The organism is Aeromonas sp. s13 (assembly GCF_040907905.1).
Taxonomy (GTDB): domain Bacteria; phylum Pseudomonadota; class Gammaproteobacteria; order Enterobacterales; family Aeromonadaceae; genus Aeromonas; species Aeromonas veronii.
In genome coordinates this window covers 158,720-180,594 of record NZ_JBFOCS010000065.1, presented here as the reverse complement: position 1 = coordinate 180,594, position 21,875 = coordinate 158,720, and the positions used below count along the sequence as shown (strand labels likewise).

22 protein-coding genes are annotated in these 21,875 nt (G+C 59.6%); 12 read left to right on the top strand and 10 right to left on the bottom strand.

The genetic code is table 11. From position 1 onward, the window contains the following. Positions 1-86: 86 nt before the first annotated feature. Positions 87-419 carry a DUF1904 family protein gene (locus AB5Y82_RS12320; protein ID WP_368174004.1) on the bottom strand — a complete coding sequence of 111 codons (333 nt, stop codon included), beginning with the start codon at positions 417-419 and terminating at the stop codon, positions 87-89. A gap of 88 nt (positions 420-507) precedes the next feature. Between AB5Y82_RS12320 and AB5Y82_RS12315 the strand changes: the two genes are divergently transcribed. From AB5Y82_RS12315 to AB5Y82_RS12300, 4 genes are all read left to right on the top strand, one after another. Next, the gene (locus AB5Y82_RS12315) at positions 508-1,395 is read left to right on the top strand and encodes a TraB/GumN family protein (protein ID WP_368174003.1); all 888 of its coding nucleotides are present in this window, start codon (positions 508-510) and stop codon (positions 1,393-1,395) included. A gap of 136 nt (positions 1,396-1,531) precedes the next feature. Further along, the gene (locus AB5Y82_RS12310) at positions 1,532-1,711 is read left to right on the top strand and encodes a DUF3149 domain-containing protein (RefSeq protein ID WP_005338733.1); all 180 of its coding nucleotides are present in this window, start codon (positions 1,532-1,534) and stop codon (positions 1,709-1,711) included. Positions 1,712-1,898: 187 nt separating this feature from the next. Continuing rightward, positions 1,899-2,480 carry a DNA endonuclease SmrA gene (smrA, locus tag AB5Y82_RS12305; protein ID WP_368174002.1) on the top strand — a complete coding sequence of 194 codons (582 nt, stop codon included), beginning with the start codon at positions 1,899-1,901 and terminating at the stop codon, positions 2,478-2,480. Positions 2,481-2,618: 138 nt separating this feature from the next. Further along, a complete protein-coding gene (locus AB5Y82_RS12300; protein WP_368174001.1) occupies positions 2,619-4,097 on the top strand; it encodes a carboxypeptidase M32 in 1,479 nt (492 codons plus the stop codon). Between the two features lie 106 nt (positions 4,098-4,203). Here the strand turns inward: AB5Y82_RS12300 and AB5Y82_RS12295 are convergent, their stop codons facing one another. The 6 genes from AB5Y82_RS12295 to AB5Y82_RS12270 form a co-directional block, all read right to left on the bottom strand. Further along, positions 4,204-4,605, bottom strand: coding sequence for a VOC family protein (locus AB5Y82_RS12295; protein WP_005343580.1), 402 nt, complete (start codon positions 4,603-4,605; stop codon positions 4,204-4,206). 94 nt (positions 4,606-4,699) lie between these two features. Further along, positions 4,700-6,319: a hypothetical protein gene (locus tag AB5Y82_RS12290; RefSeq protein ID WP_368174000.1), complete on the bottom strand. Its 1,620-nt coding sequence runs from the start codon at positions 6,317-6,319 to the stop codon at positions 4,700-4,702. Beyond that, entirely contained in the window at positions 6,316-6,876 is a 561-nt protein-coding gene (locus tag AB5Y82_RS12285; protein ID WP_204484026.1) for a PilW family protein, read from the bottom strand. The genes AB5Y82_RS12290 and AB5Y82_RS12285 overlap by 4 nt, the downstream gene beginning before the upstream one ends. After that, on the bottom strand, positions 6,870-7,262 hold the full coding sequence (locus AB5Y82_RS12280; RefSeq protein ID WP_204484027.1) for a prepilin-type N-terminal cleavage/methylation domain-containing protein: 393 nt from the start codon (positions 7,260-7,262) through the stop codon (positions 6,870-6,872). Before AB5Y82_RS12280 ends, AB5Y82_RS12285 begins: the two co-directional genes overlap by 7 nt. After that, the gene (locus tag AB5Y82_RS12275; RefSeq protein WP_005338751.1) at positions 7,259-7,678 is read right to left on the bottom strand and encodes a GspH/FimT family pseudopilin; all 420 of its coding nucleotides are present in this window, start codon (positions 7,676-7,678) and stop codon (positions 7,259-7,261) included. Before AB5Y82_RS12275 ends, AB5Y82_RS12280 begins: the two co-directional genes overlap by 4 nt. A gap of 1 nt (position 7,679) precedes the next feature. Continuing rightward, positions 7,680-8,069: a type IV pilin protein gene (locus AB5Y82_RS12270; RefSeq protein ID WP_005343572.1), complete on the bottom strand. Its 390-nt coding sequence runs from the start codon at positions 8,067-8,069 to the stop codon at positions 7,680-7,682. A 411-nt stretch (positions 8,070-8,480) separates the two neighbouring features. Here AB5Y82_RS12270 and AB5Y82_RS12265 point away from each other — a divergent pair, with 411 nt between their 5' ends. Together AB5Y82_RS12265 and AB5Y82_RS12260 are read left to right on the top strand one after the other, a co-directional pair. Then, on the top strand, positions 8,481-10,025 hold the full coding sequence (locus AB5Y82_RS12265; protein WP_368173999.1) for an AlkA N-terminal domain-containing protein: 1,545 nt from the start codon (positions 8,481-8,483) through the stop codon (positions 10,023-10,025). Next, positions 10,022-10,495, top strand: coding sequence for a methylated-DNA--[protein]-cysteine S-methyltransferase (locus AB5Y82_RS12260; RefSeq protein WP_139461154.1), 474 nt, complete (start codon positions 10,022-10,024; stop codon positions 10,493-10,495). The genes AB5Y82_RS12265 and AB5Y82_RS12260 overlap by 4 nt, the downstream gene beginning before the upstream one ends. A 66-nt stretch (positions 10,496-10,561) precedes the next feature. Here the strand turns inward: AB5Y82_RS12260 and AB5Y82_RS12255 are convergent, their stop codons facing one another. The 3 genes from AB5Y82_RS12255 to AB5Y82_RS12245 form a co-directional block, all read right to left on the bottom strand. Continuing rightward, positions 10,562-12,421: a U32 family peptidase gene (locus AB5Y82_RS12255; RefSeq protein WP_368173998.1), complete on the bottom strand. Its 1,860-nt coding sequence runs from the start codon at positions 12,419-12,421 to the stop codon at positions 10,562-10,564. Positions 12,422-12,518: 97 nt separating this feature from the next. After that, positions 12,519-13,127, bottom strand: a complete 609-nt coding sequence (locus AB5Y82_RS12250) for a LysE family translocator (RefSeq protein WP_236292127.1) — start codon at positions 13,125-13,127, stop codon at positions 12,519-12,521. Between the two features lie 128 nt (positions 13,128-13,255). Then, on the bottom strand, positions 13,256-14,197 hold the full coding sequence (locus tag AB5Y82_RS12245) for a LysR family transcriptional regulator (protein ID WP_236292129.1): 942 nt from the start codon (positions 14,195-14,197) through the stop codon (positions 13,256-13,258). Between the two features lie 226 nt (positions 14,198-14,423). Between AB5Y82_RS12245 and AB5Y82_RS12240 the strand changes: the two genes are divergently transcribed. The 6 genes from AB5Y82_RS12240 to AB5Y82_RS12215 all read left to right on the top strand — a co-directional run bounded on the left by AB5Y82_RS12240 (position 14,424) and on the right by AB5Y82_RS12215 (position 21,867). Next, positions 14,424-15,512: a ketoacyl-ACP synthase III gene (locus AB5Y82_RS12240; RefSeq protein ID WP_201937368.1), complete on the top strand. Its 1,089-nt coding sequence runs from the start codon at positions 14,424-14,426 to the stop codon at positions 15,510-15,512. Between the two features lie 253 nt (positions 15,513-15,765). After that, positions 15,766-16,980 carry a methyl-accepting chemotaxis protein gene (locus tag AB5Y82_RS12235; RefSeq protein WP_139439992.1) on the top strand — a complete coding sequence of 405 codons (1,215 nt, stop codon included), beginning with the start codon at positions 15,766-15,768 and terminating at the stop codon, positions 16,978-16,980. Between the two features lie 9 nt (positions 16,981-16,989). After that, on the top strand, positions 16,990-17,358 hold the full coding sequence (locus AB5Y82_RS12230; protein ID WP_005338778.1) for a response regulator: 369 nt from the start codon (positions 16,990-16,992) through the stop codon (positions 17,356-17,358). Between the two features lie 13 nt (positions 17,359-17,371). Then, positions 17,372-17,698, top strand: a complete 327-nt coding sequence (locus AB5Y82_RS12225) for an STAS domain-containing protein (RefSeq protein WP_005358513.1) — start codon at positions 17,372-17,374, stop codon at positions 17,696-17,698. A gap of 22 nt (positions 17,699-17,720) precedes the next feature. Next, entirely contained in the window at positions 17,721-19,931 is a 2,211-nt protein-coding gene (locus tag AB5Y82_RS12220) for a chemotaxis protein CheA (protein ID WP_368173997.1), read from the top strand. 10 nt (positions 19,932-19,941) lie between these two features. Beyond that, complete coding sequence (locus tag AB5Y82_RS12215) at positions 19,942-21,867, top strand: methyl-accepting chemotaxis protein (protein ID WP_368173996.1); 1,926 nt, start codon at positions 19,942-19,944, stop codon at positions 21,865-21,867. Positions 21,868-21,875: the final 8 nt, after the last annotated feature.

The window sequence follows — 21,875 nt, the reverse complement described above, 5'->3', positions numbered from 1 at the left end:
TGATGGGCGACAAGCATCCTGCCGCCCAGTTTGAGTTAGCTGTATAGCGGCGTAATCCAATCCGCCAACCTTGTTTGTCCCTCTTTTCAATAGTGCTCGCCATTGCTGTAGTAGGCACTCTTGACCAGAGGGATCACCTGCACCACCACATAGGTCTGCTCCCCCAGCACTAGTTTCAAATGGCGCGTGATAAGGCGCGCGGCGGCGTCCTGCATCTCCTGCGGCCGCTCGAACCAGTGCAGCTCGACAAACGGAAAACCCGTCTCTGGCTCACCGTTGCGTATCCAGCAGCTATCAATCCGCTCCATGGTGACAAACTCCGGCTTGCCGCCGGTCAGCTCGCAAAGCTCGGCCAGCAGCGGGCCGCTCACCTGTTGCAGGGTCTCGAGCGTCACGGCGCGAAAACGAAGATGGGGCATGGCAAACCTCTTGGTTATCTGAAATGAGGACTTATCATAGGGGTTATTGTCTGCAAGAGAAGTCACCCGGCGCACATTAAGGATCTCCATGAGTTTTCATCGCACCCTCTTTGTCTTCCTGCTCTGCCTGCTGCTACCGCTGCACGCCTTTGCCGATCCCGCCTTCTATCGGGTGAGCAAGGGCAACCAGCAACACTGGCTGCTGGGCTCCATCCATGCGGGCAAACCAGCCCTCTATCCGCTACCCGAGCCAGTGGAGCGTGCCTGGCTGCAGAGTCGCGCACTGGTGATGGAGGTGGACATGAACAGCATCACGCCGGATCAGTGGCAACAGACCGGCTCCCTCACCCGACTGGTGGATGGCAAACCGCTCAAGGAGCATCTGCCTGCCGAGCTCTATCAACGCACCCTGATGGCGGGCGCCCGCTATGGCATCGACGAGGCGACCCTCGCCACCCTGCGCCCATGGTTTGCCGCCATTACCCTGACCCAGGCCGCCATGGCCCGCTCCGACTTCAAGAGTGAACTCGGGATAGACCAGCACTTTGCCGTCCGGGCCGCCAAAGAGGGCAAACCGGTAGTGGGTTTTGAAACCCTGCTGGAGCAGCTCGGTTATCTGGCCAGCGTGGGTGACAACCAGACCCTGATGCTCGCCAGCACCCTGGATGAGCTACCGATGCTGGAGAGTGGTTTCGCCGCCGTGATGAAGGCGTGGCAGCAGGGAGATGAGGCGACGCTGATCAATCTGCTCAAGGAGGAGATGGCTCCCCCCGCGCTACAGAACTGGATGGAGCAGACCCTGCTGGCCGAGCGCAACCACAACTGGCTGAAGAAATGGTCCACCCTGCCCAACGAGAGCTTTATCGTGGTAGGCGCCCTGCACCTTTACGGCGAACAGGGGTTGCTGACGTTGCTGGAGCAGCAGGGGTGGCGCATTACCCCGCTCACCACACCGGGCCCTGTGCAGGCTCGGTAGCAAGGAGTCCAGTGAGAACGATCACAGAACGCGCTGGTTATTAAACAACCTGCAAGGGAGTTGATCGGGATCATCCCGGACGGGGCAAAGAGGTATTTATCATGCCTGTCATCAACCGGGTGACAGGAGCAATAAAATGGACTTTTGGCTGGACCTGATGTTTGGCAACAGCGTGGGATTGATGTCGATGCTGGTGATTATCGGCACCTTCTTGCTCATCAGCTCTTACGCGGCCTACTTCATCTACAAGGTGATGCACTCGCAACCGCCTCATTCACAGCAACCCCATTCTCAACAGCCCAAAGAGGGAAAATAATCCTCTGACCACAGGCGGCAGCTCACACTGACCGCCTGTGCTGTTTTATGGTTCGCGACTGTGCTTCCCGGGCCAGACTGCACCAGTGTCCATGCTGGTCGCCCCTTATCCCCTGCCCCTTTCCCCGTTTTCTGTGCCGGTTGCGGCCGTTATAATGGCCCCCACTTTTTCTTATGGGGAGCCTGCCGTGTCTCATAACGACGAACTCTCGCTATTCATGAATGAAGTGGCCGACGTGCGGCCCATTCGCAGCAACAACATCCATCCCCATGCGGCCAAATCCGCCCCGACCGAGGCGCAGCTCGCTCGCCGCCAGGCTGCCACTGCCGAACAACTCGCCCTCGACCACCTCACCATGGAGGCCATCGAGATGCTAGATCCGCACGAAATCGTCGGCTTCAAGCGTGATGGGGTGCAGGAGGGGGTCTACAAGAAGCTGCGGCTCGGCAAATACGAGCTGCAGGCAAGCCTGGACTTGCACCAGAAAACCCTCAACGAAGCGCGCCAGACGCTGGTGCAGTTCATTGCGGATTGTGAAGTCCGGGATATCCGCTGCCTGTTGATCCTGCACGGCAAGGGGGAGCGCAGCACCCCGCGCGCCCTGCTGAAAAGCTATGTCAGCGCCTGGTTGCCGCAACTGCCCGCCGTCATGGCGATCCACAGCGCAGAGCGTCGCCACGGCGGCAGCGGTGCTCTATACGTGCTGCTGCGCAAAAGCGAACGCAAAAAAGCGGAAAACCGCGAGCGGCACCAGAAGCGGCTCGGCTAATCCGCCTCTCGCCCCCACGTCTTTTGCCCGCCAGCATGAAGGTGGTCAACTATACAGCGGTGGTGTTAGCATCGAACGGCCCCGATCATGCCAGGTACGGGGCGGCATACCATCAGGGACGATAACAAGGACAATCCCATGTCATATCAAAAGCTTGAACAACATCAGCAGCAGATCCACCGCTTTAGCCACCTCGCCGCCATCTGCGGCTGGGATCAGGCGGCCATGATGCCGGAAGGGGGCAACGATGCCCGCGCCGAAGCGATGGCCGAACTCGGTCTGCTGATCCACCAGAAGCGCACCGCTCCCGAGCTGGGCGACTGGATTGCCAAGGCCGAGAGTGAGCCGCTCGATGAAGTTCAACTCGCCAACCTCCGTGAGATCAAGCGCCAGTGGCAAGATGCCAGCCTGCTGCCCGGTGAGCTGGTCGAAGCGCTGTCGCTCGCTGGCAGCAAGTGCGAGCACGCCTGGCGCAGCCAGCGCAAGAACAACGACTGGGCCGGTTTTGCCCCCAATCTCGAGGAGGTGGTGAAACTCTCCCGTGAAGTGGCGCAATTACGGGCCGATGCGCTTGGCGTGCGCCCCTACGACGCCATGCTGGCCCTCTATGAGCCGGGCATGACCAGCGCGCGGCTCGATCAGATCTTCGGCGATCTGGCCAGCTGGCTGCCGGCTCTTATCCAGACCGTGAGTGAACAGCAGAAGGGCGATGCCCTGCTACTGCCGCAAGGCCCCTTCCCTATCCCCACCCAGCAGGCGCTCGGTCAGGAGGTAATGGGGCTGCTCGGCTTTGATTTCGCCCACGGTCGCCTCGATGTGAGCAGCCACCCCTTCTGTGGCGGCGTGCCGACCGACGTTCGGATCACTACCCGCTATAACGAGCAGGAGTTTGTCTCCAGCCTGATGGGCATAGTGCACGAGACCGGTCACGCCCGTTACGAGCAGGGGCTGCCGCGCCATCTGCTGGGTCAGCCGGTGGCCGAAGCGCGCTCCATGGCGATCCACGAGAGTCAGAGCCTGTTTTGCGAGATGCAGCTGGGGCATCATCCGGCCTTCCTCGCGCTGCTGGCACCACGCATTCGTCACCACTTCGGCGAACAGGCGGCGTTTGCGCCGGACAATCTGGCCAAGCTCTACAGCCGGGTCGAGCCGGGCTTTATCCGGGTCGATGCGGACGAGGTGACCTATCCGGCCCACGTTATCCTGCGCTACGAGCTGGAGCGCGATCTGGTGGAAGGGAAGATCGAGGTGGCCGACATCCCCGAGCTGTGGGATGCCAAGATGCAGCAGTGGCTGGGGCTCTCCACCAAGGGCAACTACCGCAATGGCTGCATGCAGGATATTCACTGGACCGACGGCTCGTTCGGCTACTTCCCGAGCTACACCCTGGGCGCCATGTATGCCGCCCAGCTGCGCTTTGCCCTCGAGAAAGAGCTGGGCAGCATGGGTGAGGTGATCGCGGCGGGCCGCCTGCCGGAGATCTTCGGCTGGCTCGGACGCAACATCTGGTCACAGGGGAGCCTGCACAGCACCGACGAGCTGGTGCGCCGCGCCACCGGTGAAGCGCTCAACCCGCACTGGCTGCGCCAGCATCTGGAACAGCGCTACCTGAAGTAATGAGCGCAGTAAGCTAACAGCAGAACGGGGCCCTTTTTAGTTGACCACTACAGGGCCCCGTTTTTATGGCGATCACCGTCACAGCAATGCTGAACAAAGAGAGGATTCAGAGAGGATCAGGGGAACCCAGCAACTCGCGCAGTTGCAGGATATTGCCCTCCGGGTCGAAGGCGTTGCGCACCACAAAGCCGGGCCCCGTCCACTGCTGTGGCAGCAAACCGCCGCCGAGATCCGCCGCCTTCGCTTCTGCCCAGGCGAGGCTGGAGACGGTGAAGAACAGCTTGATGGCCCCCTCTTCCCGCAATTCCGGCGGCCGCTTGATAACAACTTGCCCGGCATAAGGCTCGGGAATGGCGTGGATCAGCAGCTGGATATCGCTGTTTTCCAGCACCACCAACTGCTCATCCTGACTGCAGACCACCATCTGCAGCAGGGTACGGTAAAAGTGGGTCAGCAGGCCCGGATCCTTGGCATAGATCAGGGCACCGGCGCGAGCGGGGCCTGGCATGAAACACTCCTCAACAGTGAACGGCTGGGTGGACAGATCTCCACCTTCTCACAGTTGCGCGCCCCGTTCGATCCTTTTTAGCGGCTCGCCAGCCTCACTGCACAAAGTGCCACTGCCGCAGTGCCAGCGTTGGAGGCGGCCCCTGATCCTCCCCCAGATCTGCCATGCCCAGCGCCTCGTCATAGTGCACCCCGCCCGCACCGCTCTCGGTCAAGTGTTTTGCACGCACCGCCCCGTACAGACCGCCACTTCCGCTGATCTTCATCTCGGTGAGCGGGGCATAGAGGGCGGCATAGAGCGGGGTATTGCCCGACAGCTTGATCCCATCCTTGCCGCTATACGCGGAATAGATGGAGATAGCGGGCGTACCGCCAGCGGTCAGCCCCTGCTTGACTGCCGTCACCTCGGCACCGGCCCCGAGATCAACCTTGCCGCTGACGATCAGGGTCAGACTGCTCCCCTCGCTCACCGTCAACTTGTTGCTGCCAGTCATGGTGAAATCCTTGTCGATCAGCAGCACCACATCCCCCTTGATGGTGAGACTGGCATCGGCCCCCATATTGAGGCTGTCGAGCTTGTAAACGGTCTGCTCCTTGCCAAACAGCTCCCCCTTGCCGGGTAGCGGTAGCCCGGGCTTGTGCTGGTTGCTGCTGGTGACCGAGCCAGTGGCAGGATCCGTGGTCAGCACCATCTGCTGGGTGGCGCCCAGCGTCAACGGGCCATTCAGCGGCAGATTGGCCAGCTTGGGAGAGTTCGGCAGCGCGGTCACATTGAGCGGGTCACACACCTGCCCGGCCACAGGTGGCAACCTGGGATCGTTGCGGTACTCGGGATCCAGATACTTCTGATTCTCCTGATCTTTAAAAAAACCAGCACCACCATAACTGAGTTTGCCGCTGTCGATGCTGGTACCCCAGTCCATGGAAACATTGCCATTGACCGCCACCTGACCACCGATGCGCCCCCCTTTCAGGGTCAAACTACCGCCACCTTTCACATTGCCGGAGACCCGGACAATCTTGTCCGAAGAGGGGGAGATAATGACGTCACTCCCGGCATTCACGTTGCCTGAGATGGGAGAAGATCCGTTCAGGGTCACGGAGCCGGTCGCCCGTACATCGCCCCAAATTGGCGAATTGCCGTCGAGCACTACATTGGCCTTGTCACTGACGGTCGCCACCTTGGCATTCTGGTTAATGTTGGTGCCGCCATATTTGCCCTTGCGCGAATCGTAGCTGTCGATAAAACCGCTACCGGAAAGGCTTAGCCCTTCGCATGCCACCACCGAATCCTGAAAGATGAGATTGCCGGGCTCGCGCTTGAGGGTAAACAGGGCGTTGAGGCTGGCATTGCCCTCCAGATAGCGGCCATGGCTCTGCAACGCCAGCTTGCTGCCTGTGGAGGCATCCAGCTGATCGATGCTGAAGCGGCTGCCCGCCATGGCTCCTTCCCCCTTGCCAGGCACCTTCTGCACCAGTTGCTCCCACTCTATCCGCGGTTCGGCGCCAAGCGCCTGATGCAGGGCACGATAACTCTCGTTCATCCCCTGCTCGGCACTGAGCTGCGCATTGATCTTCTTGTGAAAATTGCCGCTCAGGCGAGTCTGCAACTGGTTCTCCTGAATGCTGGTAAACACCAGCAGACTCGACAGCAGGCTCACCACCAGCACCACCAGCAGTACGGCTCCCCGCTGCCCCTGCAATCCCTTGTTCATCCCGCTCCCCCTGCAGTGGCGTTGGCACCGGATGTGGCCAACGCTGCTGCCCAGACCGCCTTGCGGCGGGCCACCTGCACCTCTACTCCCGGTGCCAGATAGCTCGGCAGCCCTTCGGGCAAGATGCGGATATTGACCAGTGCACCCTGCTGGCCGAATTCAAGATCCTGAAGATGGGCCAGCAACAGGCGCGGGCCATCTCCGTCATCGCAACTGAGTACCGGCGGAGTGAAGCGGTACTGCTCGGTAAAATCGGCGGTTTTCTGGTTGCCAAGGCAGGAGAGCACCTGACTGCCACCTTCCACCTTGAAAGCCAGCGTCAGACGATCAGGGGTGACGGCTATCAGCTGATCCGCCTGCTTGATGCTGTTGGTAAAGGTGAGGGTGGCAAAGCGCAGCACTTCGTTCGCCTGCTCCAACGCCTTGCTCTGCTCGACCGTGCTCTTGATCGGGGCGTAACCGGCAAAAATCGCCAGCATCAGCATCAGACCGAGCACCATGGAGATCATCAGCTCGACGAGACTGACGCCTCGTTGCCGTGAAAGGACGCTTAGCATAAAGGCGGAAATCCTGCGTTCAGCTCCACCCGCTTGGCGCCGGAGACCCGCTCATCCTGCCACTCGATAGCGACCACAAAGTTGTCGCTATAACGGTTCGGTAGCACCAGCCGGTGGCCATCCTGCAGGGTGAAGCGGGCAAGAAAATCGGCTTGGGTGAACCGCTCGGGCTTGCGCTGCACTTCACACAGCGAGCTCCAGATCTGCTCCACGCTGTTGCTCGCCTCGATCGTGGCCAGCGTGCTCTGCAAGCTGTAATGCGCCTGCTGCAACGAGACCATCTGCCCCTTGGCGAGACCGAGAAACACCATCACAGCCAACACCATGGAGACCATGATCTCCACCAGATTGAAGCCTTGCTGGCGGGCAAGTGCGGCGTATCTCATGAGCAGCTCCCTTGCAGCAGCTGGCCGCTCGGGGCCACGCAGAGCACCCGCTGCTCACCGAGGCGATTGGCCAGAATGATCTCGGCGTGGCTGCTGCTGCCGGTTGGCGCGATCTGGATGGGGTCAAACGGCTTGATCACCACTCCGCCAGCAGGTGCTGCCGCCTGACGCAGCAACTTGCTGTCAGCCATCACCTCCCAGCCACCGTTCTCGGTGCCCTGCAATACCACCGGCAGGGTCAGCTTGACCGCTTCGCTGCGGGCAAAGCGGTAGGCAGACGCGAGTTCGGTCGCACTGCGATCGAGCCGTTCGGCCGCAAGGCGCTGACTCATGGAGGGCAACCCGACCAGTAGCAAGATGGCGGCTATGCCGACCGTGATCATCAACTCAATCAGGGTAAATCCGCGCACATTCATCTTATGATCCCCAGCAGTCATGGCGATTGGCCGCGCGATAACCGGTCTGATCGAGGGTCAGAGTGCCGCACTCATCCTGTTGTCGCGTCGTTGGAATGGCTTTGAGCAGGTAGTCGCCAGCATCTTGCTGGCTGTAGCTGAACTGGTAGAAATCCGTGTTGGAAGGGGTGGCAAACGTGTCGGGATAACGTCCCTGTTGGGTATAGATACGTTCGAGGGCGAGCGCCTGCTCCAGCAATTGCTGCTGCGCTTCGTAACGACGTCCCTGTTGCAGATAACCCTGATACGCTGGCAACGCGATGGCCGCGAGAATGCTGACAACCGTCATGGCGATCAACAACTCGATCAGACTAAAGCCTCGGCAATGGGGCCATGCCTTACAGTCGTTCACTTATCATCCTTGGCAAGTGTTGTTGTTATTGGTCGGCCTAAGGCCGCAGATGTGATGACTTAATAATCATCAAAAATTAACTGACTCGATTGAACAACACAAAATCGCCACACTCAACGTAAAAAAGATAGTTATGTGATCTGTTATTAATTTTTAAGCAGTTTTCGCCGCCACTAATCTCGCTAAGAAAATAAAGCTAGGCCAATCGTGCCTCCGACCCGTCCGTTATGCCCCCTTCTGTCGAGCCGCGATACATGAATAACAGCGTGACGAAGAGTGAAACCCGGCCGTGCAATGAAAGAGCAAAATAACCTTTGGCCAATTTTTGCTATCTCTGTCCGTTTCTGGCTAGTCATGGCCCCCGAGCCCCCTTACTCTCTTGCCATCTATTCCAGCAAAGCCGCCAACACCATGAATGCAAAGCCAAGCCCTGAGTCGTCACCGGATGAGGTGATCAACACCCTCAGCCGCGAACAGTGTCACGCCGCACGGCTCGCCCGCGACGCTCGTTTTGATGGCCGCTTCTTTACCGGCGTGCTCTCGACCGGCATCTACTGCCGGCCAGTCTGCCCGGCACGGCCACCGCACGAGCACAATGTGCGCTACTTCCAAAGCGCCGCGGCCGCCGAGCAGTATGGGCTGCGACCCTGCATGCGCTGCCGCCCCGAGCTGGCCCCCGCCGCCCGTGGCGATCTGCCGGTTGAACTGGCACGTCTGCTGGCGCGCATCGATCGCGGCGAGCTGGCTGACGGCACGCTCGCCGCACTGGCCGCTGAGGCCGGGATCAGCGAACGCACCCTGCGCCGCCAGTTCGAACAGCACCTCGGCGCCTCGCCAAAACAGGTGGAGCAGACGCGCCGCTTGCTGCTCGCAAAAAGGCTGCTGACCGAAACCGGGCTGCCCATTACCGACATCGCGTTTGCCGCCGGTTTTGCCAGCATCCGCCGCTTCAATGACGCTTGGCTCAACGCCTACGGGCTGGCCCCACGCACCCTGCGCCAGCAGGAGCAGCACGGTGACGCGCCAGAGCACATGAGCGATCAGCCGCGCGGCGCAACCCTGACGCTGCAACTGCCCTACCGCCCTCCGTATGACGTGGCGGCCATGCTGGCGTTCTACCGGCTGCGGGCAATCCCGGGGCTGGAGCGGGTAGATGGCGAGGTGTATGAGCGGCGCTATCGGGTCGGCGATCAGGTCGCGCTGGTCCGCATCGCGCAGGGCAAGGGGTACAGCCTGCAGCTCACCGTCCATGACCTGCCGCTCGCTGCGCTGCCCGATCTACTCTATCGGGTGCGTCGGATGTGGGATCTCGATGCCGACATGCAGCGGATCGGTGATCTGCTCGGTCAGGATCCGCTGCTCGCCCGCTTGCAGGCGCGCTGGCCCGGCGTACGGCTGCCGGGAGGCTGGGACGAATACGAGGTGATGCTGCGCGCCATCGTCGGCCAGCAGGTCTCGGTCAAGGGGGCCATCACCATACTCGGGCGACTGGTGGCGCGCACCGAGGCGCAATTCGGGGTGGCGCAACTACCGACTCCCGCCCAGTTGTGCGAACTCGATCTCGACGGCATCGGCATGCCCGGCAGCCGTATTCGTACCCTGCGGGGAGTGGCGAAGGCACTGGCCAGCGGTGAGCTGACCCTCACGACAGCCAGTGATGAGCAGTTGCTGGCGCTGCCGGGCATAGGCCCCTGGACGGTCGCTTACTGGCGGCTGCGTTGCGGGCTGGATACCGATGCCTTCCCCGCCTCCGATCTGGTGCTGCAAAAGGCACTCGGCGGCGGCACCAAGCTGCCGGTGAAAGAGGTGTTAACCCAAAGTGCGGCGTGGCAGCCGTGGCGCAGCTATGCGGCCAGCTGGCTGTGGCACGCCATGAGTGAAGCGCCCGATTTGCTGCTCCGTGCTACCGGCAATGAACAACAGCCAGACACCCAACAACAGGAGATAACACCATGATCCGCTACGATATTCTGCCGACCCGCTGCGGCGATCTGCTGGTCGCCATCAATGAATCCGGTCTGGTGCACGTGGACTTTGTGGCGGGCCTGCGGGCACTGCCCGATATGAGTGGCTGGCAGCAAGATCACGAAGCGCTGGCTCCCTTCCTCGCCGAATTTGACGCCTATTTTGCCGGTCGCTTGCAGCGCTTCTCCCTGCCCCTTGCCGCCCGTGGCACCGCCTTTCAGCAGGCGGTATGGCAAGCGTTGTGCGACATCCCCTACGGCGAGACCCGCAGCTACAGCGATATCGCTCGCACCATCGGCAAACCCGATGCGGTGCGGGCAGTGGGCGCGGCGAATGGCCGCAATCCGCTCTCGATCATCGTCCCCTGCCATCGGGTGATCGGCCAAAACGGCAGCCTGACCGGCTATGCGGGGGGATTGGAGATTAAAAAGGCACTGCTGGCGCTGGAGAGGGGCAATTAAAGGAGGGTAGGCAGAGAACCTGCGATAAAAATTGCCCCTTTCCTGACTGAGAAAGGGGCTCATTGATCAGCGTTTCAGGCTGCCCATCACATGCATTTCGCAGCGGTTGCAGTCAAAACGCAGGCGGAAGGTGTCCTTACCCATCTTGAGCTCCAGCGGCTCGGCCTTGAGACCTGGCACCTCGTTCGGGCAGAGGTTCTGGCTATAGCGGATGCAATGCTTGGTGATCATCAGCACCACTTCCCGCTCCTCCTTGTTCGCCTCATAGGCGGGAGCAATCCGCTCCACCCCGTGTTCGCGGAAGAACTGCTCGGCCGCGCTGTTCAGCACATTGCCAAGGTAGGAGAGACGGTGCTGGGGATAGTTGATATCCCGCAGGGCGATACGTCGCTCGGGGCGCTGGTAGCTGGCCACGCGAGCCGCCTCCAGCGCGGCGATGCCGTCCCGGCGCAAACCGTTGAGCTGTGATGCGGCGATAAATAGCGGCCTCGTTACTACCAACTCAATCTTGCGCGCCACAAACAGGGTATTGCCGAGTTTGCCAAGCTGATCCCGCGCCTGTTGCAGCGCCCGCCCCGGGTTGTCAGCAGGCTGCTTGTCGCAAGGCAGGGTCACCGCAATGCTGATGCCCTGCTCGTCGGTGAGCGTGAGGATCACACCCTCATCGCATTCTGCCAGCACCATATCGACCCGGATGCGGCGATCCGCGCTCGCCTTCTCCAGCATCTTGCTGAACGCCTGATCGTGGTTGCGGTAGATTTCTGTCCCCACCTTTAGCCCTGGCATGCGTTCAGACAGGAGTAACTGCTTACCTTCGACCTTGTTGAGGCGCATCCCCACCAGCTCGTTGTTCGGCTTGAAGAAGCCCAAACCGTCGCCGTTGTTGAGGGTGACCTGTTTGCCGTCGATCTCGATACCGTCACGGGTCACCTTGGTGACACGCCCCAGCGGTTCGCCCACATATTTCGGGCTTTTGGTGGAGTCGATCCCCTGCTGGCGGCCATGGAGGAAGTAGTCGGTGCTGCCGCGGTTGAAGCTCTTCTTGGGGTCAGGCGTGAAGCTGTAGCTGCAACGACCCGCAGAGGCGGCTACCAGATCGGAGCGGCTATCCAGAATGGCGTCCAGCTTCTGGCGATACCAGGCGGTGACGTTCTTGACGTAGTCGAGCCCCTTGAGACGCCCTTCAATTTTGAAGGAGCGGATCCCCGCCTCGATCAAGGCCTCCAGGTTGTCGGTCTGATCCATATCCTTGAGCGACAGCAGGTGGCTGTCGGCCACCAGCACTTCACCGTCCGGCTTTTGCAGCGAGCAGGGCAAGCGACAGAGCTGGGCACACTCGCCACGGTTGGCACTGCGGCCGGTACGGGCATGGCTGATGTTGCACTGGCCGCTGTAGGAGACGCAGAGCGCGCCGTGGATAAAGAACTCCAGCTGCACATTGGTCGCAGCACTGATCTCGCGGATCTGCGCAAGAGACAGTTCGCGCGCCAGCACCACCTGAGAGAAACCCACATCCTGCAGAAACTTCACCTTCTCCGGCGTGCGGTTGTCGGTCTGAGTACTGGCATGGAGCGCGATGGGAGGCAAATCCAGCGCCAGCAGTCCCATATCCTGCACGATGAGCGCATCGGCACCGGCTTCGTAGATCTGGTGGGTCAGCCGCCGGGCCTGCTCCAGCTCGTGATCGTGCAGCAGGGTGTTGAAGGCGACAAAGACCTGGGCGCCGAAACGGTGGGCGTGACGTGCCAGCGCTTCGATATCCTCGATGGAGTTGCCCGCCGCACTGCGGGCGCCAAAGGCAGGGCCGCCCATGTAGACGGCATCGGCACCATGGTTGATGGCCTCGATGCCGTAGGCGAGGTTCTTGGCCGGAGCCAGCAGCTCCAACCGGTTGTTGTGGCTTAACGGGTGCTTGTTCTGGTGCATGGTCTCGGGATCAGGGCGGACAGCAAATGGGCGCTACTCTAGCCCATTCACCACCCGCGTGCCTTGATCCCGCTTAAGGTATCCGCAAAATGCAGGATTAGATAACCACCTTGAGCGCCAGCCCGAGCAGCACCAAGCCGCTCACCTTATCGATCACATAGGATTTGGCTTTGAGCCACGCCAGCACCGGCCCGCGCGAGAGCACCAGTGCCACCAGCACGTACCAGACGGCATCGATCCCGCCCGCGGTGAGCATCATGATGCCCCCTTCGCTCCAGCCGGTATCGGCCCGCACAAACTGGCTGAACAGGGCGATGAAGAAGACCGCCAGCTGGGGGTTAAGGAAGGCCACCATAAAACCTTCAAAGGCCCCTTGCCGACCACGCAGCTGGTGAACTTCTTCACTCGCGTCACCACTGGCTGGTTTTGCCAGCAGGGCTTTCACCCCAAGCCAGGCAAGAAACACAGCACCGCCGTAGCGGATCAGATCAAACAGGATAGGGGTCTGGGTGATCAGAATGGAGAGGCCAAGCGCGGTCACCAGAGCATAGATACCAACCCCGAGGCCGTGTCCGAGCGCGGTGGCGACGCCGTGCCCTTGCCCGCCCTGCACCGTGTTGCGGATGATCAGCGCCAGACTCGGCCCCGGGCTGATGGCGCCCATCACGCAGATTGCGGCCAGTGCCAGCCAACTCGTCAGTTCCATGCATTTCCTCTTTATATGCTCGATATGATGACCTGCATTCAGGGTACGGGCTGAGCCATTATGCCAGTAGTGAAAGTTATGAATAGATTCCATAACCAATGGCTATGGCACCACACAACTGACTGCGGCTAACCGCGGAGATCGAGCAGCTTGCGACTCTCGCCGACGGTACGTTGCAGGTGATCCCGCAGGAATGGGTAGGCCAGCTCGCGAAACCAGCGGTGGGCCGGATCCTGATGGTGGCGCTGGTGCCACAGCAGATGATACTGCTGGTCGCGGGTCGCAAAGGGCAGATCGACAAAGGTGAGCTCAAGGCCGCAGGAAAGCTGCCAGGCGATATGAGCCGGGGTGGTCATCAGGCAATCGGTGCGCAGCAACACCTCCACTGCCGCCTGAAAGAAGGGGACTCTGGCAAACCAGCGCCGACTCAGTCCCTGCGGCGCCAATACCTGCTCCACCGGGCTGTCCTTGTCACCACCGCCACTCACCTGCAGGTGAGGCCAGGCGAGATAGTCATCGAGACTCAGCGCCTTGCCTGCCAGCGGATGGTGACATCCCATCAGCACCGCCAGCCGATCTTCCCCCTGATGCAGACCACGGATCTGCTCCGGTACCAGCTCGGTGATGGTGGAGACCAGATCGAGCTCGGACTGCCACAACTGCGGCAGCTGACGCTTGTCCCACAGGCTGTACTCCAGCGCCGCCAACGGCGCCTCTTTGGCGAGCGCGGCACAGATATCGGGCAGGATATGCTGGGCCACATAATCGGAGGAGGCGAGCCGAAATACCCGCTCGCAGCGGCTTGGGTCAAATCCGGGCGCCTCGTAGAGCCGCTCCAGCGCATCGAGAGAATCCGCCAGCTGGGCGGCCAACAGTTCGGCCCGTGGCGTCAGCAGCCAGCGTTGCCCCTCCCGCACCAGCAACTCGTCGTCAAACTCGCTGCGCAACTGGGCAAGCTGCTTGCTGATGGAGGGCTGACTCAGGTGCAACAGCTCGGCGGCGCGGCTGATATTGCGGGTCTCCAGCAGCACCTTGAGGGTCGGCAACAAGTTGAGATTGGCTCTGAGCAAGGAGATACCCTCATCGGTGGCGAAATGCCTATCTTAGGGCAGAGGAGTCCCGCGCTTTAAGCGAAATTTCCTGCCATGTTCAGCGCGTTGCGGCCCTTTGCGACCAGATGGCACAGCGGATCCCCCCGCACATAACCATGACCACAAGATGACAGTGGTTGTCTCGTACGGCATAATTGCACGATTTTCCGCCCGCGGGCGATCCACTTTGAGAAGCGGTAACAAGATGAAATACGCCAATATCACCGGCTGGGGCAAATGCCTGCCTCCCTCCGTGCTGACCAACGATGACCTCAGCACCATCATGGATACGTCAGACGAGTGGATCTATCCGCGCACCGGCATCAAGGCCCGCCGGATCTCCCATGTCAGCACCTCGGATCTCGCCACCCTGGCCGGTCGCCGCGCGCTGGCCTGCGCCGGTCTGGAAGCGAGCGATCTCGATGGCATCATCCTGGCCACCGCCACCCCGGACAACCTGCTGCCAAGCGCCGCCTCTGCGGTGCAGAAGAAGCTCGGGGCCGTCAACGCCGCCGTGTTTGATCTCAACGCTGCCTGCACTGGTTTCGTCTATTCCCTCTCCGTCGCCACCTCGCTGGTGCAGACCGGCATGATGAAGAAGGTGCTGGTGATCGGCGCCGAACGCCTCACCTACTTGCTGGATTGGGCGCGCCGCGATACCGCCGTGCTGTTTGGCGATGGTGCCGGAGCCGTGGTGATCGAGGCAAGCGAGCAGGAGTGTGGCCTGATCGCCAACAAGCTGGGCTGCGACAGCGAAGCGCGGGAGATCCTGCACGTACCGAACTTCGGTACCGATCGGGTGCGTTTTGCCGACATCGATGGGCTGTTCACCTTCAACTTCGAAGGGCCGGAGATCTTCAAACGCGCCGTGCGCGGCATGGGTGAAGCCACCAACACTGTGCTGGCGCAGGCCGGTATCGCGCCGGAGCAGGTCGACTTGATCGTTCCCCATCAGGCCAATATCCGCATCATCGAGACCCTCGCCAAGCGGATGAATGCGCCGATGGAGAAGGTGATGGTCAACATCGAAAACTACGGCAACACCTCCGCAGCCACTGTGCCCATCGCCCTGTGCGAAGCGCTGGAGCAGGGCCGCGTCAAGCCGAACTCTTATCTGCTGACCGCCGCTTTCGGTGCCGGCCTGACCTGGGGGGCCGCCATCATCAAGTGGGGCGATCGCGTCACCCCTATCAAGGCGTGCGATGCCGAACTGCCCCCGTGTGACAAGAGCGCGCTGGAACTGATTGCCCACGCCGTGGAAGGTTGCCAGAAGGCCCACGCCAACGAGGCTTGATCCTCATCAGGAGCCTGAATCCTCAGGCTCCTTCTCTCCTTTTCATCCCCACCTGGCTCTTCCCCCCATTTCGCAAGCCGCTTGATACGGCAATCGCTGATACAAACAACTCCGATTTGCAGCCAATTAATTTTTTTCCGCTAACCTTATTGTGCCAACTATAAATAAAGAAAAGAGCGTCAAGGGGCACCATGACTGTTTCGGTCCCGCGCCTTTACCTCTTACCAAATAATTGCACAGGGATAAGCTACGTATGGCACAACACAAAAGTGGCGTGAACACACCGCTTTGGGAACCGGTTTGCTGGATTTGCTGCATCGGGCTTGCTCTGCTCAGCTGCCTGTTGCTGCAGCTCGCCGATGCGCTGTCACCTCTCTACCTGCTGCTCAATGTGCTGGTTGGTATTGCCGCCGCGCTCTGGACATCGAGTCACTTCCACCAGCACACACTCCGACATCGTGCAGGAGAGGAACAAACCATCGCGACCGATCCTCTCGCCCACTCCATCATCGGGCTCGAACAGGTGTGCGAGAAGGCTCTACCTATCTGGTCCCAGCAAATTGAAAGCTCTCGTCAACAAACCGAAGCCGCGATGATTGACCTGACCCAACGCTTCAGCGGCTTGGCCAACAAGCTAGAGGAAGCAGTCAATGCTTCTCATCTGGCAGCCGGAGAACTGGGTGATGCCAATTCCCGTGGCATGGCTGGAGTCTTGAGCGAGAGCCAGCAGCAACTCAATGAGGTAGTGGCCATCCTGCACTCCGCCCAGGCCAATCGGGACGCCATGCTGGGTGAGATAAAAAGCCTGACCACCTACACCATAGAGCTCAACACCATGGCCATGGATGTGGCCAAAATCGCCTCCCAGACCAACCTGCTGGCCCTCAACGCAGCCATTGAAGCAGCTCGTGCAGGGGAAGCAGGTCGTGGCTTTGCTGTGGTCGCTGATGAAGTGCGCAACCTCTCCCGCCTCTCCAGCGAAACCGCCCAGAAGATGACCGACAAGGTTGATACCATCAATACTGCTATCGGCCGCGCCTTCCAGATTGCCGAAAATGCTGCCGCACGGGATCACGCCTCGGCGCTCAATTCGGAGCAGACAATTGAGCAGGTACTGGCCCGTTTTCGCCATGCCACTGACAGCCTGGCGGAATCCGCCTCCCTGCTGCAAAACGAGAGCACCGATATCCATCGCGAAATCTCCAGCGTCATTGTCTCGCTGCAATTTCAAGACAGGGTCAGCCAGATCCTCAGCCACGTCAGACAAAACATGGAGAGCCTCTCCAGCCATCTGGTTGCTTCGGAGCAGAGCAGCAATGCGACAGGGCCAATCCAGATCGATGCCAATCGCTGGCTGGCAGAGATGGAGCTCTCATACGCTACCGACGAACAGCGCAATATTCACCATGGTCGCACCACCCGTTCTGTAAACGCGCAACCAAGCAGCGCCGACATCACATTTTTCTAGGAGAGAGATATGGGCAAAACGATCCTGATCGTGGATGACTCGGCAACTATTCGCCAAGTCGTGGGCATGACCCTCAAGGGCGCCGGTTATGAGGTCATGGAAGCCTCTGACGGCAAAGATGCGCTCAACAAACTAGATGGCAAGAAGATCAACCTGATCATCAGTGACGTCAATATGCCGAACATGGATGGCATCACCTTCGTCAAAGAGGCCAAAAAGCTGGCCAACTACAAATTTACCCCTGTCATCATGCTGACCACCGAGTCTCAGGACAGCAAGAAGCAGGAGGGACAAGCTGCAGGAGCCAAGGCCTGGGTGGTCAAACCCTTCCAGCCCGAACAGATGCTGGCCGCAGTCGCCAAGCTCATCATGCCGTGATCCGGAGCACATCATGCAACTACAGAGTGAGCTACTCGACAACAAGGTAGTGGTGACCATGCCGGACGAGATCACCATTTATACAGTCAGCGAGCTGAAAGATGCCCTCTCGCCCTTATTGCATCAGGGGAACGAACTGGAGCTGAATTTGGCGGCGGTATCCGAGATAGACAGCGCAGGGCTGCAATTGCTGCTGGCCGCGAAGAAAACCGCTCTGCAGCAAGGCTCCTCCCTGGCGCTGGTCTGGCACAGCCATGTTGTGCTTGAACTGCTGGAGCTCTGCCAGCTCTCGGCCTTTTTTGGCGACCCCACCCTCATCACCCATGGCGAACGGCCCTGAGCTACCATGACAAGGAGTCACCGTGAGCATCGATCTTGATCAGGCTTTACAAACCTATATCGCCGAGGCACGCGAGTTGCTTGAAGAGATGGAGTCAGCCCTTCTATCACTGGAATCTGACCCTGACAATAGCGAGCTGATTGGTGCCATCTTCCGTGCTGCTCATACCATCAAAGGGTCGGCTGGCCTGTTTGGTCTGCAACCCATCGTCGGGTTTACCCATATCGTCGAGGATCTGCTAGACCAGATCCGCAATCAGCAGCTCACCGTCACCTCTCCTCTGATCAAGGATCTGCTGGAGAGCTGTGACCATATCCAGACGCTCATCAGTGTCGTTGCAGAACAGGGCAGCACGTTAAGCGAGGGCGATGCCAACCAGGATGAACGGCTGAGGCTCACCCTCACCCGTCATCAGTGCGTCCCCCATGCCACGCTGCCAGATACTGTACATACGCCGGAACCCAAGATCGAAAAAGAGGGAGGGATTACCAGCTCCGCCTCCCTGTGGCATATCTCACTGCGTTTTGGTCCCGATGTACTGCGCAATGGCATGGATCCGGCCGCATTTCTGCGCTATCTCGGCACACTAGGAACCATATGCTCGGTGGAGACCATCCATCAGGCGCTACCGGATTGGGAACAGTTCGATCCGGTGAATTGCTACCTCGGCTACGAGATAGACTTCGACTCGCAGGCAGACAAGACGGCCATCAGCGATGTCTTTGAATTTGTCAGAGATGACTGTCAGATCACCATCTTGCCGCCCCACAGCAAGATCGCCGAGTTCATCAACCTGATCGAGTCGCTACCGGAAGATAGCACCATGCTGGGCCAGTTGTTGGTCAACACCGGCGCCCTCACCGCAGAGGAGTTAGCCAGCGGTCTGCAGGCACAACAAGCGACCTCGGCAGAACAAGCGCCCAAACTCGGGGAGATCCTGATTGCGCAGGGTGCTGTCAACGAAGCCGTCGTCGATGCCGCCCTGAAAAAACAGAACCAGACCAAGGAGAGCAAGAGCAAAGAGGGCCGTTACGTCAGGGTGCATGCCGACAAGCTGGACGATCTGATCAATCTGGTCGGGGAGTTGGTAGTCGCCAGTTCAGGAGCCAATCTGCTGGCCCAACGCACCCGCGAAAGCCAACTGCAGGAAGCCACCTCGGTCATTGCCATGCTGGTGGAAGAGATCCGCGACAGTGCACTGCGCCTGCGAATGGTGCCTATCGGCGATACCTTCAACCGCTTCCAGCGGGTGGTGCGCGATGTCAGTCAGGAACTGAACAAGGATATCACTCTGGTGATCTCCGGAGCCGAGACCGAACTGGACAAATCGGTGGTAGAGAAGATCGGCGATCCGCTGATGCATCTGGTCAGAAACTCGATGGATCACGGCATCGAATCGGCAGAGCAACGGCTGCTGGCAGGCAAATCCCCCCGTGGCACCCTGAATCTTAATGCCTATCACGACTCCAACAGTATCGTCATCGAAATTCGGGATGATGGAGCTGGTCTCAACAAAGCCAGGATCCAGCAAAAAGCCATCGAGCGCGGTCTGATCAGCCCAACCACCACGCTGACTGATCAGGAGATATACAACCTGATCTTCGAGCCGGGATTCTCTACCGCCGAGGCGATAACCAACCTCTCCGGTCGCGGGGTGGGCATGGATGTCGTCAAACGTAACATCACTGCCCTGCGCGGCACGGTCGATCTGGACAGCATCCCGGGAAAAGGAACCCGTGTGCAGATCCGCCTGCCGCTTACCCTTGCCATCATCGACGGCTTCCTGGTGCGAGTCTGCGATACCCACTACGTCATTCCCCTCGATATGGTGATCGAGTGCGTTGAATTGACCCAGAGTGCACTGGCCGATACCCAAGGTCGTAATTACATCAATTTGCGTGGCGAGGTGCTGCCCTTTATCCGCCTGCAACACTACTTCGATACCAATGGCAGCAAGGGGCGGCGCGAGAACATTGTCGTGGTCAGCCACGCAGGCAAAAAATCCGGACTGGTGGTGGATGAACTGCTGGGAGAATTCCAGACCGTCATCAAACCGTTGGGAAAATTGTTCCAGCGCCTGCAGGGCATCAGTGGCTCAACCATTCTGGGGGGGGGAGAGGTCGCCCTGATCCTCGACATTCCTTCGCTGATCCAGCACGCAATAACTCAGGAATCCTGTCAGCTCAACAGGTTGACAGTGTCGCGCAACCTGCCTCAATCCAGCATCAACTGAGGGGACCATCATGTTAAAAAATTCCACCATCAAATTGCGTCTTATTGTACTGCTCTGCATGCTCTGCCTGCTGCTGCTGGCCGTTGGCAGCCTCGGGTTATACAACATGCAGAGCAGTAATACCGGGTTGCAGCGCGTTTACAACGACAGGGTGGTTCCCCTCAAGCAGCTGAAGACCATCTCCGACAGCTATGCCGTCTCGATCATCGACAACCTCAACAAGGCCAATGCGGGGCTGATCCCGGCAGAAGAGGCTTTGAAGCAGATACAACAGGCCCAGCAGACAATCAAAAACGAGTGGCATCACTACCAGTCCACCACCCTCACACCGGATGAACAACGCTTGTCAGCCGAGGCGACAACCCTGTTCAACGCGGCCGATACCGATATTGGCAAGCTGGAGAAATACCTCGCCACCCAGCACGGCATGATTACTGGCATGCTGAACACTTTTGACGGTGCCCTCTATGGCTCCATCGACCCGATAGGCAACAAAATCACCGAGCTGGTCAACCTGCAGCTCAATGTGGCCAAGTCGGAATATACCGCAGCGCAATCCTGGTATGACGTCATGCTGATAACCATGGCGGTGGTTATCGCGGTCGGCATCGCACTCGCAGCCTGGTTTGGCACCTTGCTGATCAAAAGCATCATCACCCCCATCGAACAGGCTCTGCGCGTGGCCAATAGTCTGGCCGATGGCAATCTGGATGTATCGATCCGGATAGAGTCCAACGATGAAGCGGGTCAGCTCTTGATGGCGATGGATAACATGGTCAAGAAACTGGGTGCCTTGATCACGGATATCGAGACCTTGGTCACCGCAGCTGTCGAACAGGGCGACTTCAGCCACAAGATTGCGCTGGAGGATCGTCAGGGATATATCAAGCGGGTATCCGAGCTGCTGAATCGCCTCTCCCATGTGACAGATACCAGCCTGGAAGATGTGATGCGCATCGCCACCGCGCTCTCCAAGGGGGACCTGACCCAACGGATCGATGAGCCCTACCCAGGAATTTTTGGCCAGACCAAAGACGGCCTCAACCGGACCATAACAGCGCTGACCAATATCATCGAAGAGGTACGCAACGCCGCCGACAACCTGACCAATGCCTCCAATCAGGTGAGCAACACGGCGCAGGCATTGAGCCAGGCCACCAGCGAGCAAGCCGCCAGCGTTGAAGAGACCAGCGCCTCTATCGAGCAGATGAGCGCCAGCATCAATCAGAACACCGAGAACGCCAAGATCACCGACAGCATGGCCAGCAACTCGGTACTGGAGGCCACCGAAGGGGGCCAATCCGTTCAACAAACGGTGACCGCCATGCAGCAAATCGCCAAGAAAGTCAGCATCATCGACGACATTGCCTACCAGACCAACCTGCTTGCCCTCAACGCCGCCATCGAGGCGGCTCGCGCCGGAGAGCATGGCAAAGGCTTCGCGGTGGTTGCTGCCGAGGTGAGAAAACTGGCAGAGCGCAGCCAGATCGCAGCACAAGAGATTGGTGAGCTCTCCTCCGACAGCGTCAGCAAGGCAGAGCGGGCTGGCAACCTGCTGGAGAGGATCGTCCCCTCCATTCGCAAGACCTCTGACCTGGTACAAGAGATCAATGCCGCCTCAGGCGAACAGGCCAGTGCAGCCAACCAGATCAGTCTGGCCATGAACCAGCTTAATCAGGTGACACAGCAGAATGCAGCCAGCAGCGAGGAGCTGGCAGCCACGGCCGAAGAGATGAGTTCACAAGCCAGCGAACTGCAGCAAACCATGGCCTTTTTTGCTCTGGAGAAAAGTGCACAGCTCAACACCAGGCCCCATGAAACCGGCCACAAGGGCATGCCTCCCAGAGGCAGTTTCATCGCCCCTCCACAACGGGCCAGCCAGCCCAATCAACCATCATCCCATTCCATTGATGACGCGGATTTTGTCCGCTTTTAACCGGAGGC

Bases quoted from the DNA above. Each gene is read 5' to 3' on its own strand.
- AB5Y82_RS12315 (WP_368174003.1), top strand. From the start codon at position 508: ATGAGTTTTCATCGCACCCTCTTTGTCTTCCTGCTCTGCCTGCTGCTA.
- AB5Y82_RS12320 (WP_368174004.1), bottom strand. From the start codon at position 419: ATGCCCCATCTTCGTTTTCGCGCCGTGACGCTCGAGACCCTGCAACAG.
- AB5Y82_RS12230 (WP_005338778.1), top strand. From the start codon at position 16,990: ATGGGCAAAACGATCCTGATCGTGGATGACTCGGCAACTATTCGCCAA.
- AB5Y82_RS12265 (WP_368173999.1), top strand. From the start codon at position 8,481: ATGAATGCAAAGCCAAGCCCTGAGTCGTCACCGGATGAGGTGATCAAC.
- AB5Y82_RS12285 (WP_204484026.1), bottom strand. From the start codon at position 6,876: ATGCTAAGCGTCCTTTCACGGCAACGAGGCGTCAGTCTCGTCGAGCTG.
- AB5Y82_RS12275 (WP_005338751.1), bottom strand. From the start codon at position 7,678: ATGAATGTGCGCGGATTTACCCTGATTGAGTTGATGATCACGGTCGGC.
- AB5Y82_RS12280 (WP_204484027.1), bottom strand. From the start codon at position 7,262: ATGAGATACGCCGCACTTGCCCGCCAGCAAGGCTTCAATCTGGTGGAG.
- AB5Y82_RS12290 (WP_368174000.1), bottom strand. From the start codon at position 6,319: ATGAACAAGGGATTGCAGGGGCAGCGGGGAGCCGTACTGCTGGTGGTG.
- AB5Y82_RS12260 (WP_139461154.1), top strand. From the start codon at position 10,022: ATGATCCGCTACGATATTCTGCCGACCCGCTGCGGCGATCTGCTGGTC.
- AB5Y82_RS12235 (WP_139439992.1), top strand. From the start codon at position 15,766: ATGGCACAACACAAAAGTGGCGTGAACACACCGCTTTGGGAACCGGTT.
- AB5Y82_RS12295 (WP_005343580.1), bottom strand. From the start codon at position 4,605: ATGCCAGGCCCCGCTCGCGCCGGTGCCCTGATCTATGCCAAGGATCCG.
- AB5Y82_RS12225 (WP_005358513.1), top strand. From the start codon at position 17,372: ATGCAACTACAGAGTGAGCTACTCGACAACAAGGTAGTGGTGACCATG.
- AB5Y82_RS12215 (WP_368173996.1), top strand. From the start codon at position 19,942: ATGTTAAAAAATTCCACCATCAAATTGCGTCTTATTGTACTGCTCTGC.
- AB5Y82_RS12240 (WP_201937368.1), top strand. From the start codon at position 14,424: ATGAAATACGCCAATATCACCGGCTGGGGCAAATGCCTGCCTCCCTCC.
- AB5Y82_RS12300 (WP_368174001.1), top strand. From the start codon at position 2,619: ATGTCATATCAAAAGCTTGAACAACATCAGCAGCAGATCCACCGCTTT.
- AB5Y82_RS12310 (WP_005338733.1), top strand. From the start codon at position 1,532: ATGGACTTTTGGCTGGACCTGATGTTTGGCAACAGCGTGGGATTGATG.
- AB5Y82_RS12250 (WP_236292127.1), bottom strand. From the start codon at position 13,127: ATGGAACTGACGAGTTGGCTGGCACTGGCCGCAATCTGCGTGATGGGC.
- AB5Y82_RS12255 (WP_368173998.1), bottom strand. From the start codon at position 12,421: ATGCACCAGAACAAGCACCCGTTAAGCCACAACAACCGGTTGGAGCTG.